Origin of the sequence: Kitasatospora sp. NPDC089797, from assembly GCF_040684795.1 — a bacterium.
Taxonomy (GTDB): Bacteria; Actinomycetota; Actinomycetes; order Streptomycetales; family Streptomycetaceae; genus Kitasatospora.
Map to the genome: position 1 here is coordinate 164,974 of NZ_JBFBGS010000004.1, position 17,368 is coordinate 182,341.

General features: G+C 74.4%; 11 protein-coding genes. 7 read left to right on the top strand and 4 right to left on the bottom strand.

Annotated features, from left to right (window positions below):
• Positions 1–2 precede the first annotated feature (2 nt).
• From ccrA to AB0O91_RS05340, 3 genes are all read right to left on the bottom strand, one after another.
• Positions 3–1,340: a crotonyl-CoA carboxylase/reductase gene (gene ccrA, locus AB0O91_RS05330; RefSeq protein WP_363428067.1), complete on the bottom strand. Its 1,338-nt coding sequence runs from the start codon at positions 1,338–1,340 to the stop codon at positions 3–5.
• A gap of 407 nt (positions 1,341–1,747) precedes the next feature.
• Positions 1,748–2,668 (bottom strand): TetR family transcriptional regulator, encoded by a 921-nt coding sequence (locus tag AB0O91_RS05335; protein WP_363428069.1) that lies wholly within the window; start codon positions 2,666–2,668, stop codon positions 1,748–1,750.
• A gap of 260 nt (positions 2,669–2,928) precedes the next feature.
• Positions 2,929–4,704 carry a 3-hydroxybutyryl-CoA dehydrogenase gene (locus AB0O91_RS05340; protein WP_363428071.1) on the bottom strand — a complete coding sequence of 592 codons (1,776 nt, stop codon included), beginning with the start codon at positions 4,702–4,704 and terminating at the stop codon, positions 2,929–2,931.
• A gap of 551 nt (positions 4,705–5,255) precedes the next feature.
• On the opposite strand from AB0O91_RS05340, the gene AB0O91_RS05345 reads away from it, so the two are divergent.
• From AB0O91_RS05345 to AB0O91_RS05360, 4 genes are all read left to right on the top strand, one after another.
• Positions 5,256–8,072, top strand: a complete 2,817-nt coding sequence (locus AB0O91_RS05345) for an MXAN_6230/SCO0854 family RING domain-containing protein (protein WP_363428073.1) — start codon at positions 5,256–5,258, stop codon at positions 8,070–8,072.
• Between the two features lie 76 nt (positions 8,073–8,148).
• Positions 8,149–9,588, top strand: coding sequence for a glutamine synthetase family protein (locus tag AB0O91_RS05350; RefSeq protein WP_363428075.1), 1,440 nt, complete (start codon positions 8,149–8,151; stop codon positions 9,586–9,588).
• Between the two features lies 1 nt (position 9,589).
• Positions 9,590–10,705, top strand: a complete 1,116-nt coding sequence (locus AB0O91_RS05355; protein ID WP_363428077.1) for an amidohydrolase family protein — start codon at positions 9,590–9,592, stop codon at positions 10,703–10,705.
• A gap of 248 nt (positions 10,706–10,953) precedes the next feature.
• Positions 10,954–12,444 carry a S8 family serine peptidase gene (locus tag AB0O91_RS05360; protein ID WP_363428079.1) on the top strand — a complete coding sequence of 497 codons (1,491 nt, stop codon included), beginning with the start codon at positions 10,954–10,956 and terminating at the stop codon, positions 12,442–12,444.
• A gap of 166 nt (positions 12,445–12,610) precedes the next feature.
• Here AB0O91_RS05360 and AB0O91_RS05365 read toward each other — a convergent pair whose 3' ends face one another.
• Entirely contained in the window at positions 12,611–13,504 is an 894-nt protein-coding gene (locus AB0O91_RS05365) for a HipA family kinase (protein ID WP_363428081.1), read from the bottom strand.
• Positions 13,505–13,607: 103 nt separating this feature from the next.
• Between AB0O91_RS05365 and AB0O91_RS05370 the strand changes: the two genes are divergently transcribed.
• From AB0O91_RS05370 to AB0O91_RS05380, 3 genes are all read left to right on the top strand, one after another.
• A complete protein-coding gene (locus AB0O91_RS05370; RefSeq protein ID WP_363428083.1) occupies positions 13,608–14,048 on the top strand; it encodes an SRPBCC family protein in 441 nt (146 codons plus the stop codon).
• Between the two features lie 243 nt (positions 14,049–14,291).
• The gene (locus AB0O91_RS05375) at positions 14,292–15,446 is read left to right on the top strand and encodes a glycosyltransferase (protein WP_363428085.1); all 1,155 of its coding nucleotides are present in this window, start codon (positions 14,292–14,294) and stop codon (positions 15,444–15,446) included.
• A 395-nt stretch (positions 15,447–15,841) separates the two neighbouring features.
• Positions 15,842–17,365 (top strand): sugar transferase, encoded by a 1,524-nt coding sequence (locus tag AB0O91_RS05380; protein WP_363428087.1) that lies wholly within the window; start codon positions 15,842–15,844, stop codon positions 17,363–17,365.
• Positions 17,366–17,368: the final 3 nt, after the last annotated feature.

Consider the following 17,368-nt stretch of genomic DNA (forward strand, 5'->3'; position numbering starts at 1 on the left):
TCTCACACGTTCCGGAAGCGGTTGATGGCCGGCAGGTGCTTCTCGCGCAGTTCCGCGTCGCGCACGCCCAGACCCTGCTCGGGGGCCAGGCAGAGCACGCCGACCTTGCCCTGGTGCCTGTTGTGGTGCACGTCGAGGGCGGCCTGGCCGGTCTCCTCCAGGGAGTAGACCTTGGACAGGGTCGGGTGGATCTTCCCCTTGGCGATCAGCCGGTTCGCCTCGTAGGCCTCGCGGTAGTTGGCGAAGTGCGAGCCGACGATCCGCTTCAGCGACATCCACAGGTAGCGGTTGTCGTACTGGTGCATGTAGCCGGAGGTGGAGGCGCAGGTGACGATGGTGCCGCCCTTGCGGGTGACGTACACCGAGGCGCCGAAGGTCTCCCGGCCCGGGTGCTCGAAGACGATGTCGACGTCCTCGCCGCCGGTGAACTCGCGGATCCGCGCGCCCAGGCGCTTCCACTCGCGCGGGTCCTGGTTGTGCTCGTCCTTCCAGAACCGGTAGCCCTCGGCCGAGCGGTCGATGATCGCCTCGGCGCCCATCGCGCGGCAGATGTCGGCCTTGGCCTCGCTGGAGACCACGCAGATCGGGGTGGCGCCGCCGGCCAGCGCGTACTGGGTGGCGTACGAGCCGAGGCCGCCGCTGGCGCCCCAGATCAGCACGTTGTCGCCCTGCTTCATGCCCGCGCCGTTGCGCGAGACCAGCTGGCGGTACGCGGTGGAGTTGACCAGCCCGGGGGAGGCGGCCTCCTCCCAGCTGAGGTGCTTCGGCTTGGGCAGCAGCTGGTTGGTCTTCACCAGGGCGAGCTGGGCCAGGCCGCCGAAGTTGGTCTCGAAGCCCCAGATGCGCTGCTCCGGGTCCATCATCGTGTCGTTGTGGCCGTCCGGGGACTCCAGCTCGACCGAGAGGCAGTGGGCGACGACCTCGTCGCCGGGCCGCCAGGAGTTGACCCCGGCGCCGGTGCGCAGCACCACGCCCGCGAGGTCGGAGCCGAGCACGTGGTACGGCAGGTCGTGGCGCTTGGTGAGCGGCGACAGCCGGCCGTAGCGCTCCAGGAAGCCGAAGGTGGAGACCGGTTCGAAGATCGAGCTCCACACGGTGTTGTAGTTCACCGAGCTGGCCATGACCGCGACCAGGGCCTCGCCGGGGCCCAGCTCCGGCAGGGCGATCTCGTCGAGGTGAAGGGACTTGCGGGGGTCCTTGTCGCGGCTGTCGAGGCCGGCGAACATCTGCTCCTCGTCCTTGTGGAGCGTGACCGCCCGGTAGGACTCGGGGAGCTTGATCGCCGCGAAGTCCGCCGACGTGGTGTCGGGGCTGAGGATCGCGTCGAGGATTTCCTGCATGGCTGCCTCCGAAGGCGTACCTGTGTGAGGGTCACAGGGCGTCTGGGGGAGCCGGGAGCGGACACCGGCTTCGCTGAGGTGGGTGGTGGGCGGTCAGGCGGTCGCCCGGGGCGGGCCCGGGCGGGTCTGCACGGCTGTTCTGCACGCTGGTCTGGCACTGCTGGTCTGGCACTGCTCCCGGGGTGTGGGAACGCCGGACGACGGCGCGCCGAGGTGGGGAGCCGCGGCGCCGCGACTGGTGGGTAACAAGGTAGTGGCACCCTGTGCCACACGTAAAGACACCGGGTGTCACAAATTCGAGCACTCCGGGAGCGCGCCTCGACCGCCTCGTGCGGGCATGCCGAGGGCCCGCGCCGACCGATCGGCGCGGGCCCTCGATATGCCTCTGACCTGCTGTTTTTAAGCCCTCAGCGACCCTGGGCGGCACTCAGTGCGGCCCGGATGCTGTCCACCACGACGTCCAGTGGAGCGTCCGTCCGGGCGACTGTGATGAGTACCTCACCTCCGGGGCTGGCACTCAGTGCGCTCTCCACCACCCCGTCCTCGGCCATCCCACTGGCACCGGGTGCCACCAACGAACCGCGGCGTCTGGCACCGGGTGCGCTGGCCGCCCAGAAGGTCCGCCGGATCACCTCGAAGGAGTGGTCCAGCTGCGCCTCCACGTCCCCCCGGCCGCCGGCCCGCAGCCACCGCCGCAGCACGTGGTTGTGCGCCGCGACGACCGCCGCCGCCGACACCTCGGCCAGCATCGAGTCGTCCTCGCCACCGCGCTGCCAGCCCGACGGGATGGACTCGCCGGTGTCGAACCGGCCCAGCAGGTAACGGGTGAACAGCCGCTCGTAGCGGGCCACCACGGCGATCTCCCGCTCGCGCAGCGCCGGGACCTGACGGATCAACTGGTACCGCGCGACCGACACCCCCGGGGTGGAGGCGTACATCCGCAGCACCTCCTTGATGCCGCGGCAGACCACGTCCAGCGGGTGCTCCTCCGGCTCGGCGCTGGCCAGCAGGTCGGCCACCCGGACCAGGGTGTCGTCGTGATCGGGGAAGATCGCCTCCTCCTTCGACCGGAAGTACCGGAAGAAGGTGCGCCGGGCCACCCCGGCGGCCGCCGCGATCTGGTCGACCGTGGTCTCCTCGTAGCCCTGCGAGGCGAACAGCTCCATCGCGGCCGCGGCCAGGTCCTGGCGCATCTGCTGACGCTGCGCCGCCGCCCGGCGGCTGCCCGGCCCGGGCTCGGGCCCGGCGCCCCCGGAGGGGACGGCCGTCCGGTCGCCGCCGCGCGGTCCGGCGGTTTGCTGCGGGGTGGTTGACTGAACCCGATCCATGTCCGGAACGCTACACGGCCCCGACTGCGCGCCCACGGCCGTTCCCCGGCGGACCGGCGCGACCGGGCCGGTCACGGCCGGTCTCGGCCAGTGCGCGGACACCGCCCCGGGAGGTCTGCCGACCCGCCCGGAGCCCCCGGGGCCGTACGGCCCGGGGCCGTTGCCGTAGGCCGCGCCGCTGCCGCGGGGCGCCGCGCCGCCGCCGTACGGGCCCGGACCGGCCCCGTACGGCAGCGGCTCGCCCCCGGCTCTCGAGGCGGTCACCGGCGCGCGTGGTCGCGGAAGCCGCGGCCGGTCTTGCGGCCCAGGCAGCCGGCCGCCACCAGGTGCTCCAGCAGCGGCGCCGCGGCCAGGCCCGGCTCGCGGAACTCCTGGTGCAGCACCTGCTCGATGGTCAGCGAGACGTCCAGGCCGACCACGTCCAGCAGCTCGAACGGGCCCATCGGGTAGCCGCAGCCCAGCTTCATCGCGGTGTCGATGTCGTCGACCGTCGCGTAGTGCTCCTGGAGCATCCGTACCGCGTCGTTCAGGTAGGGGAACAGCAGCGCGTTGACGATGAAACCGGCCCGGTCGCCGCACTCCACCGGGTGCTTGCGCACCTTCGCGGTCAGCTCCAGCACCGTCGCGGTGACCTCCGGGGCGGTCAGCACGGTGGAGACCACCTCGACCAGCTTCATCGCCGGGGCCGGGTTGAAGAAGTGCATGCCGATCACGTCCTGCGGCCGCGAGGTGGCGGTCGCGCAGCTGATCACCGGCAGCGAGGAGGTCGTGGTGGCGAGCACCGCGCCCGGGCGGACGATCTTGTCCAGGGTGGCGAACAGCTCCCGCTTGACGTCCAGGTCCTCGGCGACCGCCTCGACCACCAGGTCCACCTCGGCCAGCTCGGCGTACCGGCCGACCGGGGTGACCAGCGCCAGCGCGCCGTCCCGCTGCTCCGCGCTCAGCCGGCCCTTGGTGACCGAGCGCTCCAGCGACCTCGCCAGCTGCGCCTTGGCCCGCTCGGCCTTCTCCTGGCTGCGGGCGGCCAGCAGCACCGGGTGCCCGGCCTTGGCGAACACCTCCGCGATCCCGGTGGCCATGGTGCCCGAGCCGCAGACGCCCACGGTGCGCACGGTCCGGCCGGGCAGCGCCGCCCGGGCCGGCCCGGTGGCCGCGTCCACCGCCCTGGACGAGCCCGGCGCCTCGTAGGTGTAGAAGCCGCGCCCGGACTTGCGGCCCAGCAGCCCGGCCGAGACCAGCTGGCCGAGGATCGGCGCGGGCGCGTGCAGCCGGTCCCGGGACTGCTCGTACATCGCCTCCAGCACGGTGCGAGCGGTGTCGACGCCGATCAGGTCGAGCAGCGCCAGCGGGCCCATCGGCAGGCCGCAGCCGAGCCGCATCGCCGCGTCGATGTCCTCCCGCGAGGCGTACTTGGACTCGTACATCGCGGCGGCCTGGTTCAGGTACGCGAACAGCAGGCCGTTCACCACGAAGCCGGCCCGGTCGCCGGCCGGCACCGGCTCCTTGCCCAGGTCACGGGCGAAGGCGGCGGCGTCCTCGGCGGTCCGCGGCGAGGTCAGCACGGTGCGCACCACCTCGACCAGCTTCATCGAGTGCACCGGGTTGAAGAAGTGCAGGCCGAGCACCCGCTCCGGGCGGGAGGTCGCGGCGGCGATCCGGGTCACCGACAGGGCCGTGGTGCCGGTGGCCAGCACGGTGCCCTCCGGGCAGATCCGGTCCAGCTCGGCGAAGACCTCCCGCTTCAGCTCCAGTTGCTCGGGGACCTCCTCGATCACCAGGTCCGCGTCGGCGGCGGCCGCCAGCGCGTGCCCGACCGAGATCCGCTCCAGAAGCGCGGTGCGCTCCTCGGCGGTGATCCGCTCCCGGTCGACCGCGTGCGCGGTCGCCTCCTCGATCCGGGCCAGCGCCCGGGCGGCCGAGTCCGCGCCGGCCTCGATGCCGATCACCCGGCGGCCGCTCCTGGCGACCGCCACCGCGACGCCGGCACCCATCGTGCCGAGGCCGACGACGGCCACGGTGGGGAAGGGACGCTCCATCTGTCCTGACTCCTAGTCATGAAGGGCCCGCGCGCGCTCCGGCGGGCGGGCCGCCGCACCCGTCGCGAAACGGGGGCGGCCGCCGCCGGAGGAGGGTCCGCGCGCGGGGGCTCGGTGAGATGACGGGGTTCCGGCACAACCCGGTGGCGGCCGGTCCGCTCCGGCCGAACTGCGGGTGTGCCGTGGTACTCAGGCGCTCGAAGGTGAAGGCGGCGCTGATACGAGGAGAGACCCGGCCCCGCCGCGGTTCGCGGCACCGACCGGTGAAGGCGCACCGCGCGGCGCCGCAGACACGACGACCGCGACCCCGCCGGTGCGGCTCCCGAAGCCCGGCGATGGTGCGTGTCCGGCCACTGTAGCGAAGCTACTCATGAGTAGGAAGAGGGCGTCGGCGGAAAACCCGTTCGAGGCCCGGACCGGCCTTCGCTAGGGTGATCCACGCGGGGGCGGCTCCGCGGCGTGCTTCCTTCTCCATTCTCTGCAAATGATCCAGCGCGCCCACTCTCCGCCCCCGCTTCGTCATATCCGGCCGGGGCAGGGAAGTCAGGGACGTGAAGAGGTCCACCATCGCCGAGCGTCCCGCGAACGCGCTGGACGCCTACCTGCTGCGCCGCCACGGACAGGTCCTGGTCGCGCCCGGGGCCGCCGCCGGCGAGCCCGACCCGTGGACGGCCCGGGGCCTGGTCGCCCTGGAGGCCGACCTGGTGCAGCGCGGCCACGTCCTGACCAAGCCGCTGCGCGACGCCCTCGGCCGGCTGCGCCCGGCCGACCTCGCCGAGGCCGGCACCCGGCTGCTCGCCGGGATCGACGCCCTGCTCGGCACCGACCGCCGCCACCGGCCGCTGTTCCGCCGCTTCCCCGAGGGCGTGCCCTCGCACGCCCACGCCGACTACTCCGCCCTCATCCGCGGCCACCTGCTCTGCCAGGCCGACCAGCTCTGCCTGCTCTGCGAGCGCTCCAGCCTGGAAGCCGGCATCGGGGCCCTCGCCCCCTGCGCCCACCTGGTCTGCGGCGACTGCTACCAGGACCTCGCCGACGACGGCGCGCCGCACTGCCCGCTCTGCCGCACCCCGCTGGACGACTGCGGCCGCCTCGACCCCGACACCAGGGCCGCCCGCAAGGCCGCCCGCGGGCTCACGCCCGATCGGCCGCTCGTCCCGCTGCGCCTCGCCGACGCCACCAACCCGGCCGCGCTCACCGGCGCCGCACTGGCGGCCCTGCTCGCCCGGCGGACCCCGCTCGGCCCGCAGGACCGCGAGGACCTCGCCCTGCTGCTCGACCGGGCCCCCGCCGACCCGGACGGCTGGCTGCCCGCGGCGATCCCCGTCCGGGAGACCCGCGCCACCGTGCTGGCCGCCCTGCTGCGCCGCGACCCGGAGCGCACCCGCCCGCTGCTCGCCGACCACCTCACCACCGCCACCGACGTGCTGCGGCTGCTCTGGGCCTGGTCCGGCGTCGAGCCCGACCTGCTCCCGGAGACCGCCCGCGGGCTGCGCCTGCGCAACCTGCCCCGCCCGCTGCGCCGGGACCTCCTCGCCGTCCTCGACGCGCTCCCGGCCGGCACCCTCGCCGAGGACCTCCGCCGCCACCGCGCCGCCTGGCTGCGGGCCGGCGAACTCCTGCACCCGTACGAGCACCGCGCCCGCTTCCCGTACGCCGCGGCGGCCTTCGCCGTCCTGCGGCAGACCGACCTCGACCGGCACGGCCTCGGACCGGAACTGCGCGAGGCCCCCGCCCCGCTGCGGGTGCGCGAGACGCCCGGCAGCCACCCCCGGCTGACCGTCGAGACCTTCGCGGCCCGCGTCGAGCACGCCCTGGCGCGGGGCGAACTGTCCACCGCCGTAAGGCTGTTGTCCCGCCGGCCGGGCGACCTGGTGCGCCGGCTGCACCACCTGCTGCGGGTGCACGCCGCCTGGCGGCCCGGCGAGCCGCTGCCCGTCGACCTCGCCGAAGCGCTGCCCGCGGCCCTGCGCGCGGTCGCCCCCGGGCCGCTGCTCGGCGCGTACGGGCGGCTGCGCGGTCCGCGCCGAACCGGCGAGCGGCGGCTGTACTTCCCGCGCGGCCGGGTCGCCGCCGCGCAGACCCGCCGGGACTGGGGCACGGCCGTCCCGGACGCGCTCGCTGCGCCGGTCTGCGCGCTGATCGAGGCCGAACTGCTCCGCCGGGCCGGGCGGTCCGCGGACGACACCGGGCGCCACCAGGTGGCGGTCCTGGACGCCGGGCTCGCCGACCTGGTGGTCCCGTTCGCCGAGCGCGCCAGCGCCAGGACACTGGTGGCGGTGCCGCGCGGGAGCGTGCAGCGGCTCCCGGACGGGCAGCACCTGCGGCTGTTCGTGCACTGGATGCAGCGTCCGCAGCAGCGGGTGGACCTCGACCTGTCGGTCGCCTTCTACGACGAGGAATGGCGGTTCACCGGCCTGTGCGACTACACCCGGCTGGTCGCCGGGCCGCGCGCCGCCGTCCACTCCGGGGACTTCACCACCGCCCCGCCGCCGCACGGCGCCACCGAGTTCGTCGACCTCGACCTGCGGGCGCTGGGCGGGACGGGCGCCCGGTACGCCGTGGTCGTGGTGTTCAGCTACAACGACATCCCGTTCGAGGACCTCACCGACGCCTTCGCCGGCTTCATGGCCCTGACGCCCTCCGAGGCCGCGCGCCGGCGCACCGGCAGCTTCCACCCGCGCAGTGTGCGCCAGCGGCTGGACCTCGCCGGGGACGCCCGGATCTGCGTGCCGATGATCGTCGACCTCGGGACCCGCGCGTACACCTGGACCGACCTCAACGTGGGCGCCGCCGCCGGCTTCCAGAACCTCCACCGCCACCGCGACCGGATCGGCGCGCTCGCGTCCTCGGTGCTGACCCACTTCGCCCCGGGCACCCGGGCCACCCTGTGGGACCTCGCCGCCGCGGCCGCCGCGGCCGGCGGCGACGAGGTGTGGGTGCGCGACCGCGACGGCCGGGGGCTGGACCGCTACCACCGGGGCGCGGACGAGCCGGTGGCCGACTTCGCCGAGCGGGTGCGCGGGCGGCACGCGAGCGACCACCGCACCGAGCGGCCGGCGGACGACACCGCCCGGCTGATCGCCGAACGGCTCGCCGGCGCGCGGGCGTTCGCGGCCCTGGTGCACGCCGACGTGCCCGTCCCGGCGGGGGTGGAGGGGATGCTGTACCGGCTCTACCCGGGGCGGCTGGACGCCGCCGCGGACACGCTGGAGCGGATCACCGCGGGGGAGTTGACGGCCCGCTTCGCCCCGGACGCCCTCTCCCCGGACGTCCCCTCCCCGGACGAGGCCCCGCCCGACGAAGGGGTCCCGAACGGCAGGGTCCCGAACGGCAGGTCCTCGAACGACCCTTCCCCGAACGGGTGAAGAGGCGGACGGGCGTCCGTTTCTTCCACCCGATAGGGGAGTTACCGGGCCCCCGTCCGCGGGGCAGCATGGCGGCATGAGCACCGTCACCGCCTCCCAGGCCGCCGACTCCGCCGGCCCGCCCGACCAGGCCGCGCTCGCGGCCGCCGTCGCGCTGCCCCCGCGGGCCGAACGCGCCGAGCGGGCCGAGCGGGCGGTCGACCGGCTGCGCACCGCCGCCGTCGAGGCGGTCGCCGTCACCTGGGTGGACAACGCCGGCATCACCCGGGTCAAGGCCGTCCCGCTGGGCGGCCTGGTGCACGCGGCCCAGTGGGGCGTCGGCGCCGCGCCCTGCTTCGACGTGTTCCTCGCCGACGACGCCATCACCACCAGCCCGCACATCGGCGGCCCCACCGGGGACCTCCGGCTCTACCCGGACCTCGACCGGATCGTCCCGCTGGCCGCCCAGCCCGGCTGGGCCTGGGCCCCGGGGGACCGCCACACCCAGGGCGGCGGCCCGCACCCCGGCTGCCAACGCCTGTTCGCCCGCCGGGCGGAGGCCGCGGCGGCCGCCCGCGGGCTGAGCCTCAAGGCCGGCCTCGAGGTCGAGTGGGTGGTCGCCCAGGCGGGGCCCCCGGAGGAGCCGCCGCGGTACCCGACGCACGGCCCCGCGTACGGCATGCACCGGCTCACCGACCTCTCCGACTACCTGCGGGACGTCCTGCGCGCCCTGGGCGCGCAGGGGCTGGAGGTGCTGCAGATCCACCCCGAGTACGCCCCGGGCCAGTTCGAGGTCTCGGTCGCCCCCGAGGGCCCGGTCGGTGCCGCCGACACCTCCGTCCTGGTCCGGCACACCGTCCGCGCCGTCTCCGCCCGGCACGGCCTGCGGGTGTCCTTCGCCCCGGTGGTCGAGCCCGACGGCGTCGGCAACGGCGGCCACCTGCACGTCAGCCTCTGGCGGGACGGCCGCAACCTCGGCAACGGCGGCCCCGGTCCGTACGGTCTGACGGCCGAGGCCGAGGGCTTCCTCGCCGGGGTGCTCCGGGCGCTGCCCGAACTCCTGGTGCTGGGCTGCTCCAGCCCGGCCGGGTACCTGCGCCTGGTGCCCCAGCACTGGGCCGGGGCGTACCAGTGCTGGGGGCTGGAGAACCGGGAGGCCGCGCTGCGCCTGGTCACCGGCTCGGCCGGGGAGCGCGCCGCCGCCGCGAACGCCGAGGTCAAGTGCTTCGACGCGAGCGCCAACCCGTACCTGGCGGTCGGCGGGGTGCTCGCCGCCGGGCTCGCCGGGCTGGAGCAACGCCTGGCGCTGCCACCGGAGTTCACCGGTGATCCGGCCGCCGCCGAGCCGGGCGCGGTGCCCCGGCTGCCGCAGCGCCCGGCCGAGGCGATCGCCGCGTACGAGCGCTCGGCGGTGCTGCGCGAGGCGCTCGGCGAACCGCTGCACCAGGCGGTGCTGGCGGTGCGCCGGGCCGAGGCCGAACAGTACGCGGCCGTCGGCCCCGAGGAGCTGATCGCGGCGACGCGCTGGCGCTACTGAGATGGAGCCGGTGCCCGCGCTGGTCGACCACCACTGCCACAGCGTGGTGGCGGCCGAGCTCGCCGACGACGCGCTGGCCGGGCTGCTCACCGAGTCCGACCGCCCGCCCGCGCCCGGCTGTTCGCCGTTCGACAGCGCGCTCGGCCTGGCCGTGCGGCGCTGGTGCCCGCCCGCGCTCGGCCTGCCCGCGCACGCCCCGGCCGCCGACTACCTGGCCCGGCGGCGGGAGCTGGGCGCCGACGAGTCCACCCGCCGGCTGCTCGCCGCCGCCGGGCTGGACACCTGCCTGGTGGACACCGGGCTGACCGCCGCGGCCGGTCGGCCGCTGCTGCCGCTGCCCGAACTCGCCGCGGCCACCGGCGCGGTGGTGCGCGAGGTGGTCCGGCTGGAGTCGGTGGCCGAGACGGTCGCGGGCGGCGCGGCACACTGGCCGCAGGCCGTCGGCGAGGCACTGGCGGCCGCCGCCGCAGGCGCCGTCGCGGTCAAGTCGGTGCTCGCCTACCGGCACGGCCTGGCAGCCCCGGCCGAACGGCCCGCCCGGGCGGCCGTGGTGGCCGCCGCGGGGGCCCGGCTGCGCGGCGGGCGCGGCCGGCTCTCCGATCCGGTGCTGCTGCACCACCTGCTCTGGACGGCCGTGGACGTCTGTGCCGAGCTGGGCCTGCCGCTCCAACTCCACACCGGCTTCGGCGATCCCGACCTCACCCTGCACCGCGCCGACCCGTCGCTGCTGACGGACTTCGTCCGCGCCGCCGAACCGAGCGGCGTCCCGCTGGTGCTGCTGCACGGCTATCCGTACCACCGGCAGGCCGCCTGGCTGGCCCAGGCCTTTCCGACCGTGTACACCGACCTCGGGTTGACGGCCTCCTACACCGGGCCGCGGGTGGCGACGGTGCTCGGCGAGATGCTGGAACTGGCCCCGTTCGGAAAGCTGCTGTTCTCCACCGACGCCTACGGACTTCCCGAACTGTTCTTGACGGGCGCCGCACAGTTCCGGTACGGACTGGGCATGCTCCTCGCGGACTGGCAGGTGGGAGGCGCCTGTTCGGCCCCGGACGCGCGCCGGCTGGCGCAACTCGTCGCCGCCGACAACGCCCGCCGGTTGTACGCGCTCCGCTAGCGCTTCCAGCCATTTTTCGCGTACATGACCAGATCGGTCGGCTCGTCCGCGAACCATCACTTTTTAACAATCTTCAGCTCTGTTGCGCCTGTTGACCTGCGGAGCACGAACCTCCGTTGTTGGTCTAGATGTGACGATTAGATGACTACCTCTTGCGCATATCAGCGAATATTCATTAACGTCCCGGTCATCCCAGCGCACCTGCCGCACCGCGGCTGCCGCCTGACGACCCGGGAGGGCCAACCCCCATGAGAGTTCCTCGGATCAGCCGGACCCGGTACGCGGCCGTGGGCCTCGTGCTCGCCACCGCCGGCGCCCTCGCGCTCCCGGCCGGCACCGCCGTCGCGGCGCCCACCGGCGACCCGACGACCGGTCCGCTGCTCAGCTACGTCGTCAACACCAAGGCCAACCACGGCCAGGTGCAGAAGGTGGAGAAGGCCATCACCGGCCTCGGCGGCACCGTGGTCCAGTCGTACGAGCAGATCGGCGTCGTGGTCGCCCGCTCCAACGACACCAAGTTCGCCGAGAAGCTGCGCCTGGCCAAGGGCGTCGACTCGGTCGGCGCCAGCCGCACCAAGGGCATCCTCGCCGCGGACCAGGGCAAGGCCGAGGTCGCCGCCGAGCCGACCGGCGCCTCCGCCGCGACCGCCGGCCAGGAGCCGTACGAGCCCAACCAGTGGGACATGCGCCAGATCGGCGTCGACAAGGCCCACAAGATCTCGCTCGGCAGCCGCAACGTCACGGTCGGCGTGCTGGACTCCGGCATCGACGCCACCCACGAGGACCTGGCCGCCAACGTGGACGCCTCGCAGTCGGTGTCCTGCATCGACGGCAAGACCAACACCGACTGGAAGGCCTGGCAGCCGACCAACAGCGACCACGGCACCCACGTGGCCGGGACGATCGCCGCCGCCAAGAACGGCAAGGGCATCATCGGCATCGCCCCGAACGTGAAGCTGGCCGCGGTCAAGGTCGTCGACGACGGTGGCTTCATCTACCCGGAGAACGCGGTCTGCGGCTTCGTCTGGGCCGGCGAGCACGGCTTCAAGGTGACCAACAACAGCTACTACGTCGACCCGTGGATGTTCAACTGCCCGAACGACAAGGACCAGGCCGCGATCTCGGCCGCCGTCCGCAAGGCCGTCGCGTTCTCGCAGCGCAAGGGCGTCCTGAACGTCGCCGCCGCCGGTAACGAGAACATCGACCTGGCCCACAAGACCGTCGACGTCTCCAGCCCGGACGACACCAAGCCCGGCTCCCGCCCGGTCACCAACGACTGCCTGTCGCTGCCGACCGAGCTGCCCGGCGTGATCGCGGTCTCCGCGGTCGGCGTCAACGGCGACAAGTCGTACTACTCCAGCTACGGCAAGGGCATCGTCACCGTCGCCGCGCCCGGCGGCGACGCCCGCTACCAGATCCCGAACACCCCGGACAAGAACGGTCGCATCCTGTCGACCATCCCGGGCAACAAGTACGGGTACATGCAGGGCACCTCGATGGCCACCCCGCACGTCACCGGTGTGGTCGCGCTGCTGGCCGGCACCTTCCCGTGGGCCAGCCCGGACGAGCTCACCGAGCTGCTGACCAACCAGGCCGAGTCCCACGCCTGCCCGAAGGGCGAGTACAACCCGGGCAACACCGGCCAGTTCAAGGCCACCTGCGAGGGCGGCGAGGACGACAACGGCTTCTACGGCGCGGGCATCATCAACGCCGAGAAGGCGGTCCAGTGGTGGCGCTGACGCGCCGACCGCGGTGACCTCTGAGCACTGAGCCGGGGAGCGGGGCCCACGTGGCCCCGCTCCCCGGCGGCGTTCCCGGACCCGTCCGCCCCGCGCGACCCGGGGCGGATCGGCAACAGCCGCATTCACCAAGGGAGTTGTCCGCCCTCGTCCCGGGGTCGGGCGCTCACTCGACGTGGCGCTCCCAGACCGTCTCCACCGAGGGCTTGCCGTGCAGGTCCGGCACCTCCTGCAGCCAGGCCGGCCGACCGGCCCGGGTGCGCGCCGCGCGCCGCCGCTCCGCCTCGCGCAACTGCTCGGGGGTGGCGAAGCCCTCCGGCAGCCACTGCTCGGAGAGCACCGCCCGGGCGGCCAGGTGGGTGACGTACGCGTGCCGGACGGCGTCCACCGAGTCGAAGCCGGGCTCGTCGGCCAGCCACTCGTCCGGGACCAGCGCCACCACCTGCTCCAGCAGCTCGACCGTCACCAGCGGCCCGAGGTCCTCGTCGGCCAGCCGGACGTCCGGGGCGCAGCCGCCGAGCGCGTGGGCGCTGAGGTCGTACCGCTTGCCGACGGACGCCTCGGCGCCGGCCCAGCGGTGGTGGAAGATCAGCGCGGCGCCGTTGTCGATCAGCCAGAGCCGCCGGTGCCAGACCACCAGGTTGGGGTTGTGGACGGTGCGGTCGACGTTGCCGGTGAGCGCGTCCAGCCAGACCACCCGCCCGGCCTCGGCCGAGTCCACCGGGATCATCCCGGGCCGGTAGTCCGCGGCCCCGGGCAGCAGGTCCATCCCGAGGTTGAGACCGGCGCTGGCCCTGAGCATGTCCTGGATCTCGCTGTCCGGCTCGTCCGCGGCCACCACCGGGTCGAAGTCCACCAGCCGCAGCTCCGGCACCCGCAGCCCCAGCCGGCGCGCCAGCTCGCCGACGATCACCTCGGCCACCAGCGCCTTGCGGCCCTGGGCGGCACCGGTGAACTTGACCACGTACGTTCCCAGGTCGTCCGTCTCCACGACGCCGGGCACCGAACCGCCGGCCCGCAGCGGGTCCACGTAGCGCAGCGCAGTCACCAGATCGAGCACGCCCGCCACCCTATCCCGCCGCGTCGCGGCCGCGGCGCTGTGATTGGCTTGCCGGTGAGAACGGTACGCAGAGCGGTACCCACCAGACGAGGAGAGCAAGGTCATGGGACAGGTGCAGGCCACCACCGAGCGGATCTACGACGCGGCCCCCGAGCGGGTGTACGAGGCGTTGGCCGACTACCAGGTGACCCGCCCGAAGCTGCTGCCCGCGCAGTACAGCGAGTACGAGGTGCGGGTCGGCGGCACCGGCGCCGGAACCCAGGTGCACTGGAAGCTCCAGGCCACCGAGAAGCGGGTGCGCGACTGCCTGTTCACCGTCTCGGCGCCCACGCCGGACCAGCTGGTGGAGAAGGACGCCAACTCCAGCATGGTGATCACCTGGACCGTCGCGGCCGTCGGCGAGGGCCGCTCCAAGGTCACCGTCACCGCCACCTGGCAGGGCGCGACCGGCATCGGCGGCTTCTTCGAGCGCACCTTCGCCCCGAAGGGCCTGAACCGGATCCACGACCAGGTGCTGGCCAACCTGGCCGCCGAGGTCCGCTGAGTCCTCCGGAGCACACCGGAGCCCACCGGAGCCCACCGGAGCCCACCGGAGTCCTCCGGAGCTCTCCGGGCCGGTCGGGGTCCCGTCATCGGGATCCGATAGTAGAACCGGGAATTCGCCAGGAATGTCGAGCGGTTCGTCCGCCCGTGCGAGCCGAAAGCCGTACGGGTGGACGGCCCGCCACCTGCGGGTGACGAGGGCCGCCCGGCACGGGGGAGCCATCCTAGGCTCGCCGCCGTGCATATGACGATCCTTCACATTTCACAACCGGTGGACGGCGGAGTCGCCCGCGTCGTCGTCGATCTGGTCCGGGGGCAGCGCGAGGCCGGGCACCGGGTACTGGTCGCCTGTCCGCGCGGCGGCCGGCTGGCCGAGGAGGCCACCGCGGTGGGCGCGCTGGTCCAGGACTGGCCCGCCGGCCGTTCGCCCGGCCCGGGCACCGCCACCGAGGCCTGGCGGCTGCGTCGGATCGTCCGGGCGGCCGGGCCCGACGTGGTCCACCTGCACAGCGCCAAGGCCGGGTTGGCCGGCCGGCTGGCCGTGCGCGGCGCGGTGCCGACCGTCTTCCAGCCGCACGCCTGGTCCTTCGCCGCCGTGGACGGCGCGATGGCCGCCGCGACCCTGCGCTGGGAGCGTTTCGCGACCCGCTGGGCGCACCGGCTGCTGTGCGTCAGCGTCCAGGAGCGGGCGGACGGCGTGGCCGCCGGGATGCACGCCGACTGGGCGGTGGTGCCCAACGGCGTGGACGTCCGCCACTACGCGCCCGCCGACCGCCGGGCCGCCCGGATCGCGCTCGGGCTGGACCTGGACGCCCCGCTCGCGGTCTGCGTCGGGCGGCTGTGCCGGCAGAAGGGCCAGGACGTGTTGCTGGCCGCCTGGCCGGAGGTGCTGCGCCGGGTGCCGCAGGCGCGGCTGGCGCTGGTCGGCGGCGGGCCGGAGCAGCAGCGGCTGGCGGAGACGGTCCGGGAGTCGGCCGAGCCGTGCCGGGTCCGGCTGGTCGGGGACGTGCCGGATCCTCGGCCGTGGCTGGCGGCGGCGGACCTGGTGGTGCTGCCGTCGCGGTGGGAGGGCATGGCGCTGGCCCCGCTGGAGGCGATGGCGGCCGCCCGTCCGGTGCTGCTGACCGACGTGCCCGGCGCCCGGGAGTGCCTGCCGCCGGCGGAGCGCGGCCCGTCGGTGGTGCCGCCGGAGGAGTCGGAGGCGCTCGCCACCCGGATGGCGGAAGCGTTGTCCGATCCGATCGAGTGCGAGCGGCGTGGTGCCCGGCTGCGCGACCACGTGGTGGCCCGGCACGACGTCCGCACGGTGGTCGAACAGGTGGACGCCCTGTACCGCCACCTGCTGGGTGCCGGACCGGCCGCCGGACGGCGCCGGACCCGTGTCCCAGAGCGGATCTGATCGTTTCACATGCCGTGAATCCCCGCCGTCGCGAGGTCGGCGCATTCGCACCCTCAACCGGAAATATGGGCGAGGCGTCAAATCCGAATTACCTATTAATGGGCGGCTGGAATGAAACGGCAAGTCAACTTCCGGCCCGCATGGCCTGGTTCGGTATTGTCGGATTTTGCCTGCTTCATTTCGATTTCACCCCGGAATTCCGCGTCCGGGCCCCTCGCGGCCGCGCCCACGATGACCAGGCCGTCCGCGACCGGCCCCCGCGCAGGGGAACCGAAAGCCGCCAGCGGTAGCAGGTGCTGTCAGGACCGCGCCCACCGGGCCGGGACGGCGGCCCCGCGCCCGACGGCGTCGGGGCACCGCCACCCCGGGCACACAGCAGGGGAGTTCGTGCGCTGATGACCATTGACCACGACAGCGTGCCGCGATCCGGCGGACCCCTGTCCGGACCGCGACGGCCCGGCACCGGGCTGCTCGACCGGCCGACCGGGGCGACGTACACCCGAGCGGTGCCGTCGCCCCGCCGGCACCGCCGGGCCGGCCGCTCCCGGCTGGCCCTGCCGCTCGCGCTGGTCCAGGTCGATGCGATCGCGCTCTGCTCCGCCGCCGGCATCGCCAACCGGACGATCGACCCGACCGTCCCGCTCGCCCCCCTGCTCGGCGCCGGCGCCGTCCTGCCCCTGCTCCTGCTGCTCAACCTGGCCGGCGGCCTCTACCGCACCCGGCTCACCCTGTCCGTCCTGGACGAACTGCCCGCCCTGGCCGTCCGGGCCGTGGTCGCCACCGCCTTCGCCGTCACCCTGGCCGGCTGCCTGGACGGCCGCTGGCCCGACTGCGGCCCGGCCACCCCGGCCCGGCTCACCGTCCTGCTCGGCGCCCAGCTGCTGATCGCCGTGCTCGGCCGCGCCGTCCTCTACCACCTGGTCCGACGGATCCGCCGCGGCCGCCCCAGCCCGGTCCTGGTGCTCGGCGCCGGCCGGCTCGGCCGCAAGGTCGCCGAGGCGCTCAGCGCGCACGGCGAGTACGGCATGCGCCCGATCGGCTTCCTGGACGCCGACCCGCCGCTGCTGGCCGGCGATACCGACCTGCCCGTGCTCGGCGGCCGCGAGGTGCTGGAGCGCGAGGTCCGCCGGCACCGGATCCACCACGTGATCGCCACCGCCGGGGCCGGCGACGAGGCCGAGACCGCCGCCGCCCTGCGCGACGCCGTCCGGCTCGGCTGCCAGGTCTGGCTGGTGCCCGCGCTGCGCGAGCACGGCTCGCTGCCCACCGCCCCGATCGCGGGCGGCGACCACCTGTGGGGCTTCCCCTGCCTGCGGCTCGGCGGCCCGGCCATGCGCCGCCCGGGCTGGGTCGCCAAGCGCGCCCTGGACGTCACCGCCGCCGGGTTCGGCCTGCTGCTGCTCTCCCCGGTCCTGGTGCTCTGCGCCCTCGCCGTCCGCTTCGACACCGGCCCCGGGGTGCTCTTCCGCCAGCAGCGCACCGGCCTGGACGGACGGGTCTTCACCGTCCTGAAGTTCCGCACCCTGCGCCCCAGCAACGAGCACGAGTCGGCGACCCGCTGGAACATCTCCCAGGACCACCGGATGGGCGCGGTCGGCCGCCTGCTGCGCAAGAGCTCGCTGGACGAGCTGCCGCAGCTGTGGAACGTCCTGCGCGGCGACATGAGCCTGGTCGGCCCGCGCCCCGAACGCCCCTACTTCGTCATGCGGTTCAGCCAGGCCTACCCGGAGTACGCCGACCGCCACCGGGTCCCGGTCGGCCTCACCGGCCTCGCCCAGGTCAACGGCCTGCGCGGGGACACCTCGATCGAGGACCGGGCCCGCTTCGACAACCGCTACATCGAGAGCTGGAGCCTCTGGCAGGACGTCAAGATCCTGTGCCGGACCGCCGTCCTGATGCTCCACCCGGACGGGAGCTGACCC

Bases quoted from the DNA above. Each gene is read 5' to 3' on its own strand.
- ccrA (WP_363428067.1), bottom strand. From the start codon at position 1,340: ATGCAGGAAATCCTCGACGCGATCCTCAGCCCCGACACCACGTCGGCG.
- AB0O91_RS05335 (WP_363428069.1), bottom strand. From the start codon at position 2,668: ATGGATCGGGTTCAGTCAACCACCCCGCAGCAAACCGCCGGACCGCGC.
- AB0O91_RS05340 (WP_363428071.1), bottom strand. From the start codon at position 4,704: ATGGAGCGTCCCTTCCCCACCGTGGCCGTCGTCGGCCTCGGCACGATG.
- AB0O91_RS05350 (WP_363428075.1), top strand. From the start codon at position 8,149: ATGAGCACCGTCACCGCCTCCCAGGCCGCCGACTCCGCCGGCCCGCCC.
- AB0O91_RS05355 (WP_363428077.1), top strand. From the start codon at position 9,590: ATGGAGCCGGTGCCCGCGCTGGTCGACCACCACTGCCACAGCGTGGTG.
- AB0O91_RS05360 (WP_363428079.1), top strand. From the start codon at position 10,954: ATGAGAGTTCCTCGGATCAGCCGGACCCGGTACGCGGCCGTGGGCCTC.
- AB0O91_RS05370 (WP_363428083.1), top strand. From the start codon at position 13,608: ATGGGACAGGTGCAGGCCACCACCGAGCGGATCTACGACGCGGCCCCC.
- AB0O91_RS05375 (WP_363428085.1), top strand. From the start codon at position 14,292: ATGACGATCCTTCACATTTCACAACCGGTGGACGGCGGAGTCGCCCGC.
- AB0O91_RS05380 (WP_363428087.1), top strand. From the start codon at position 15,842: ATGACCATTGACCACGACAGCGTGCCGCGATCCGGCGGACCCCTGTCC.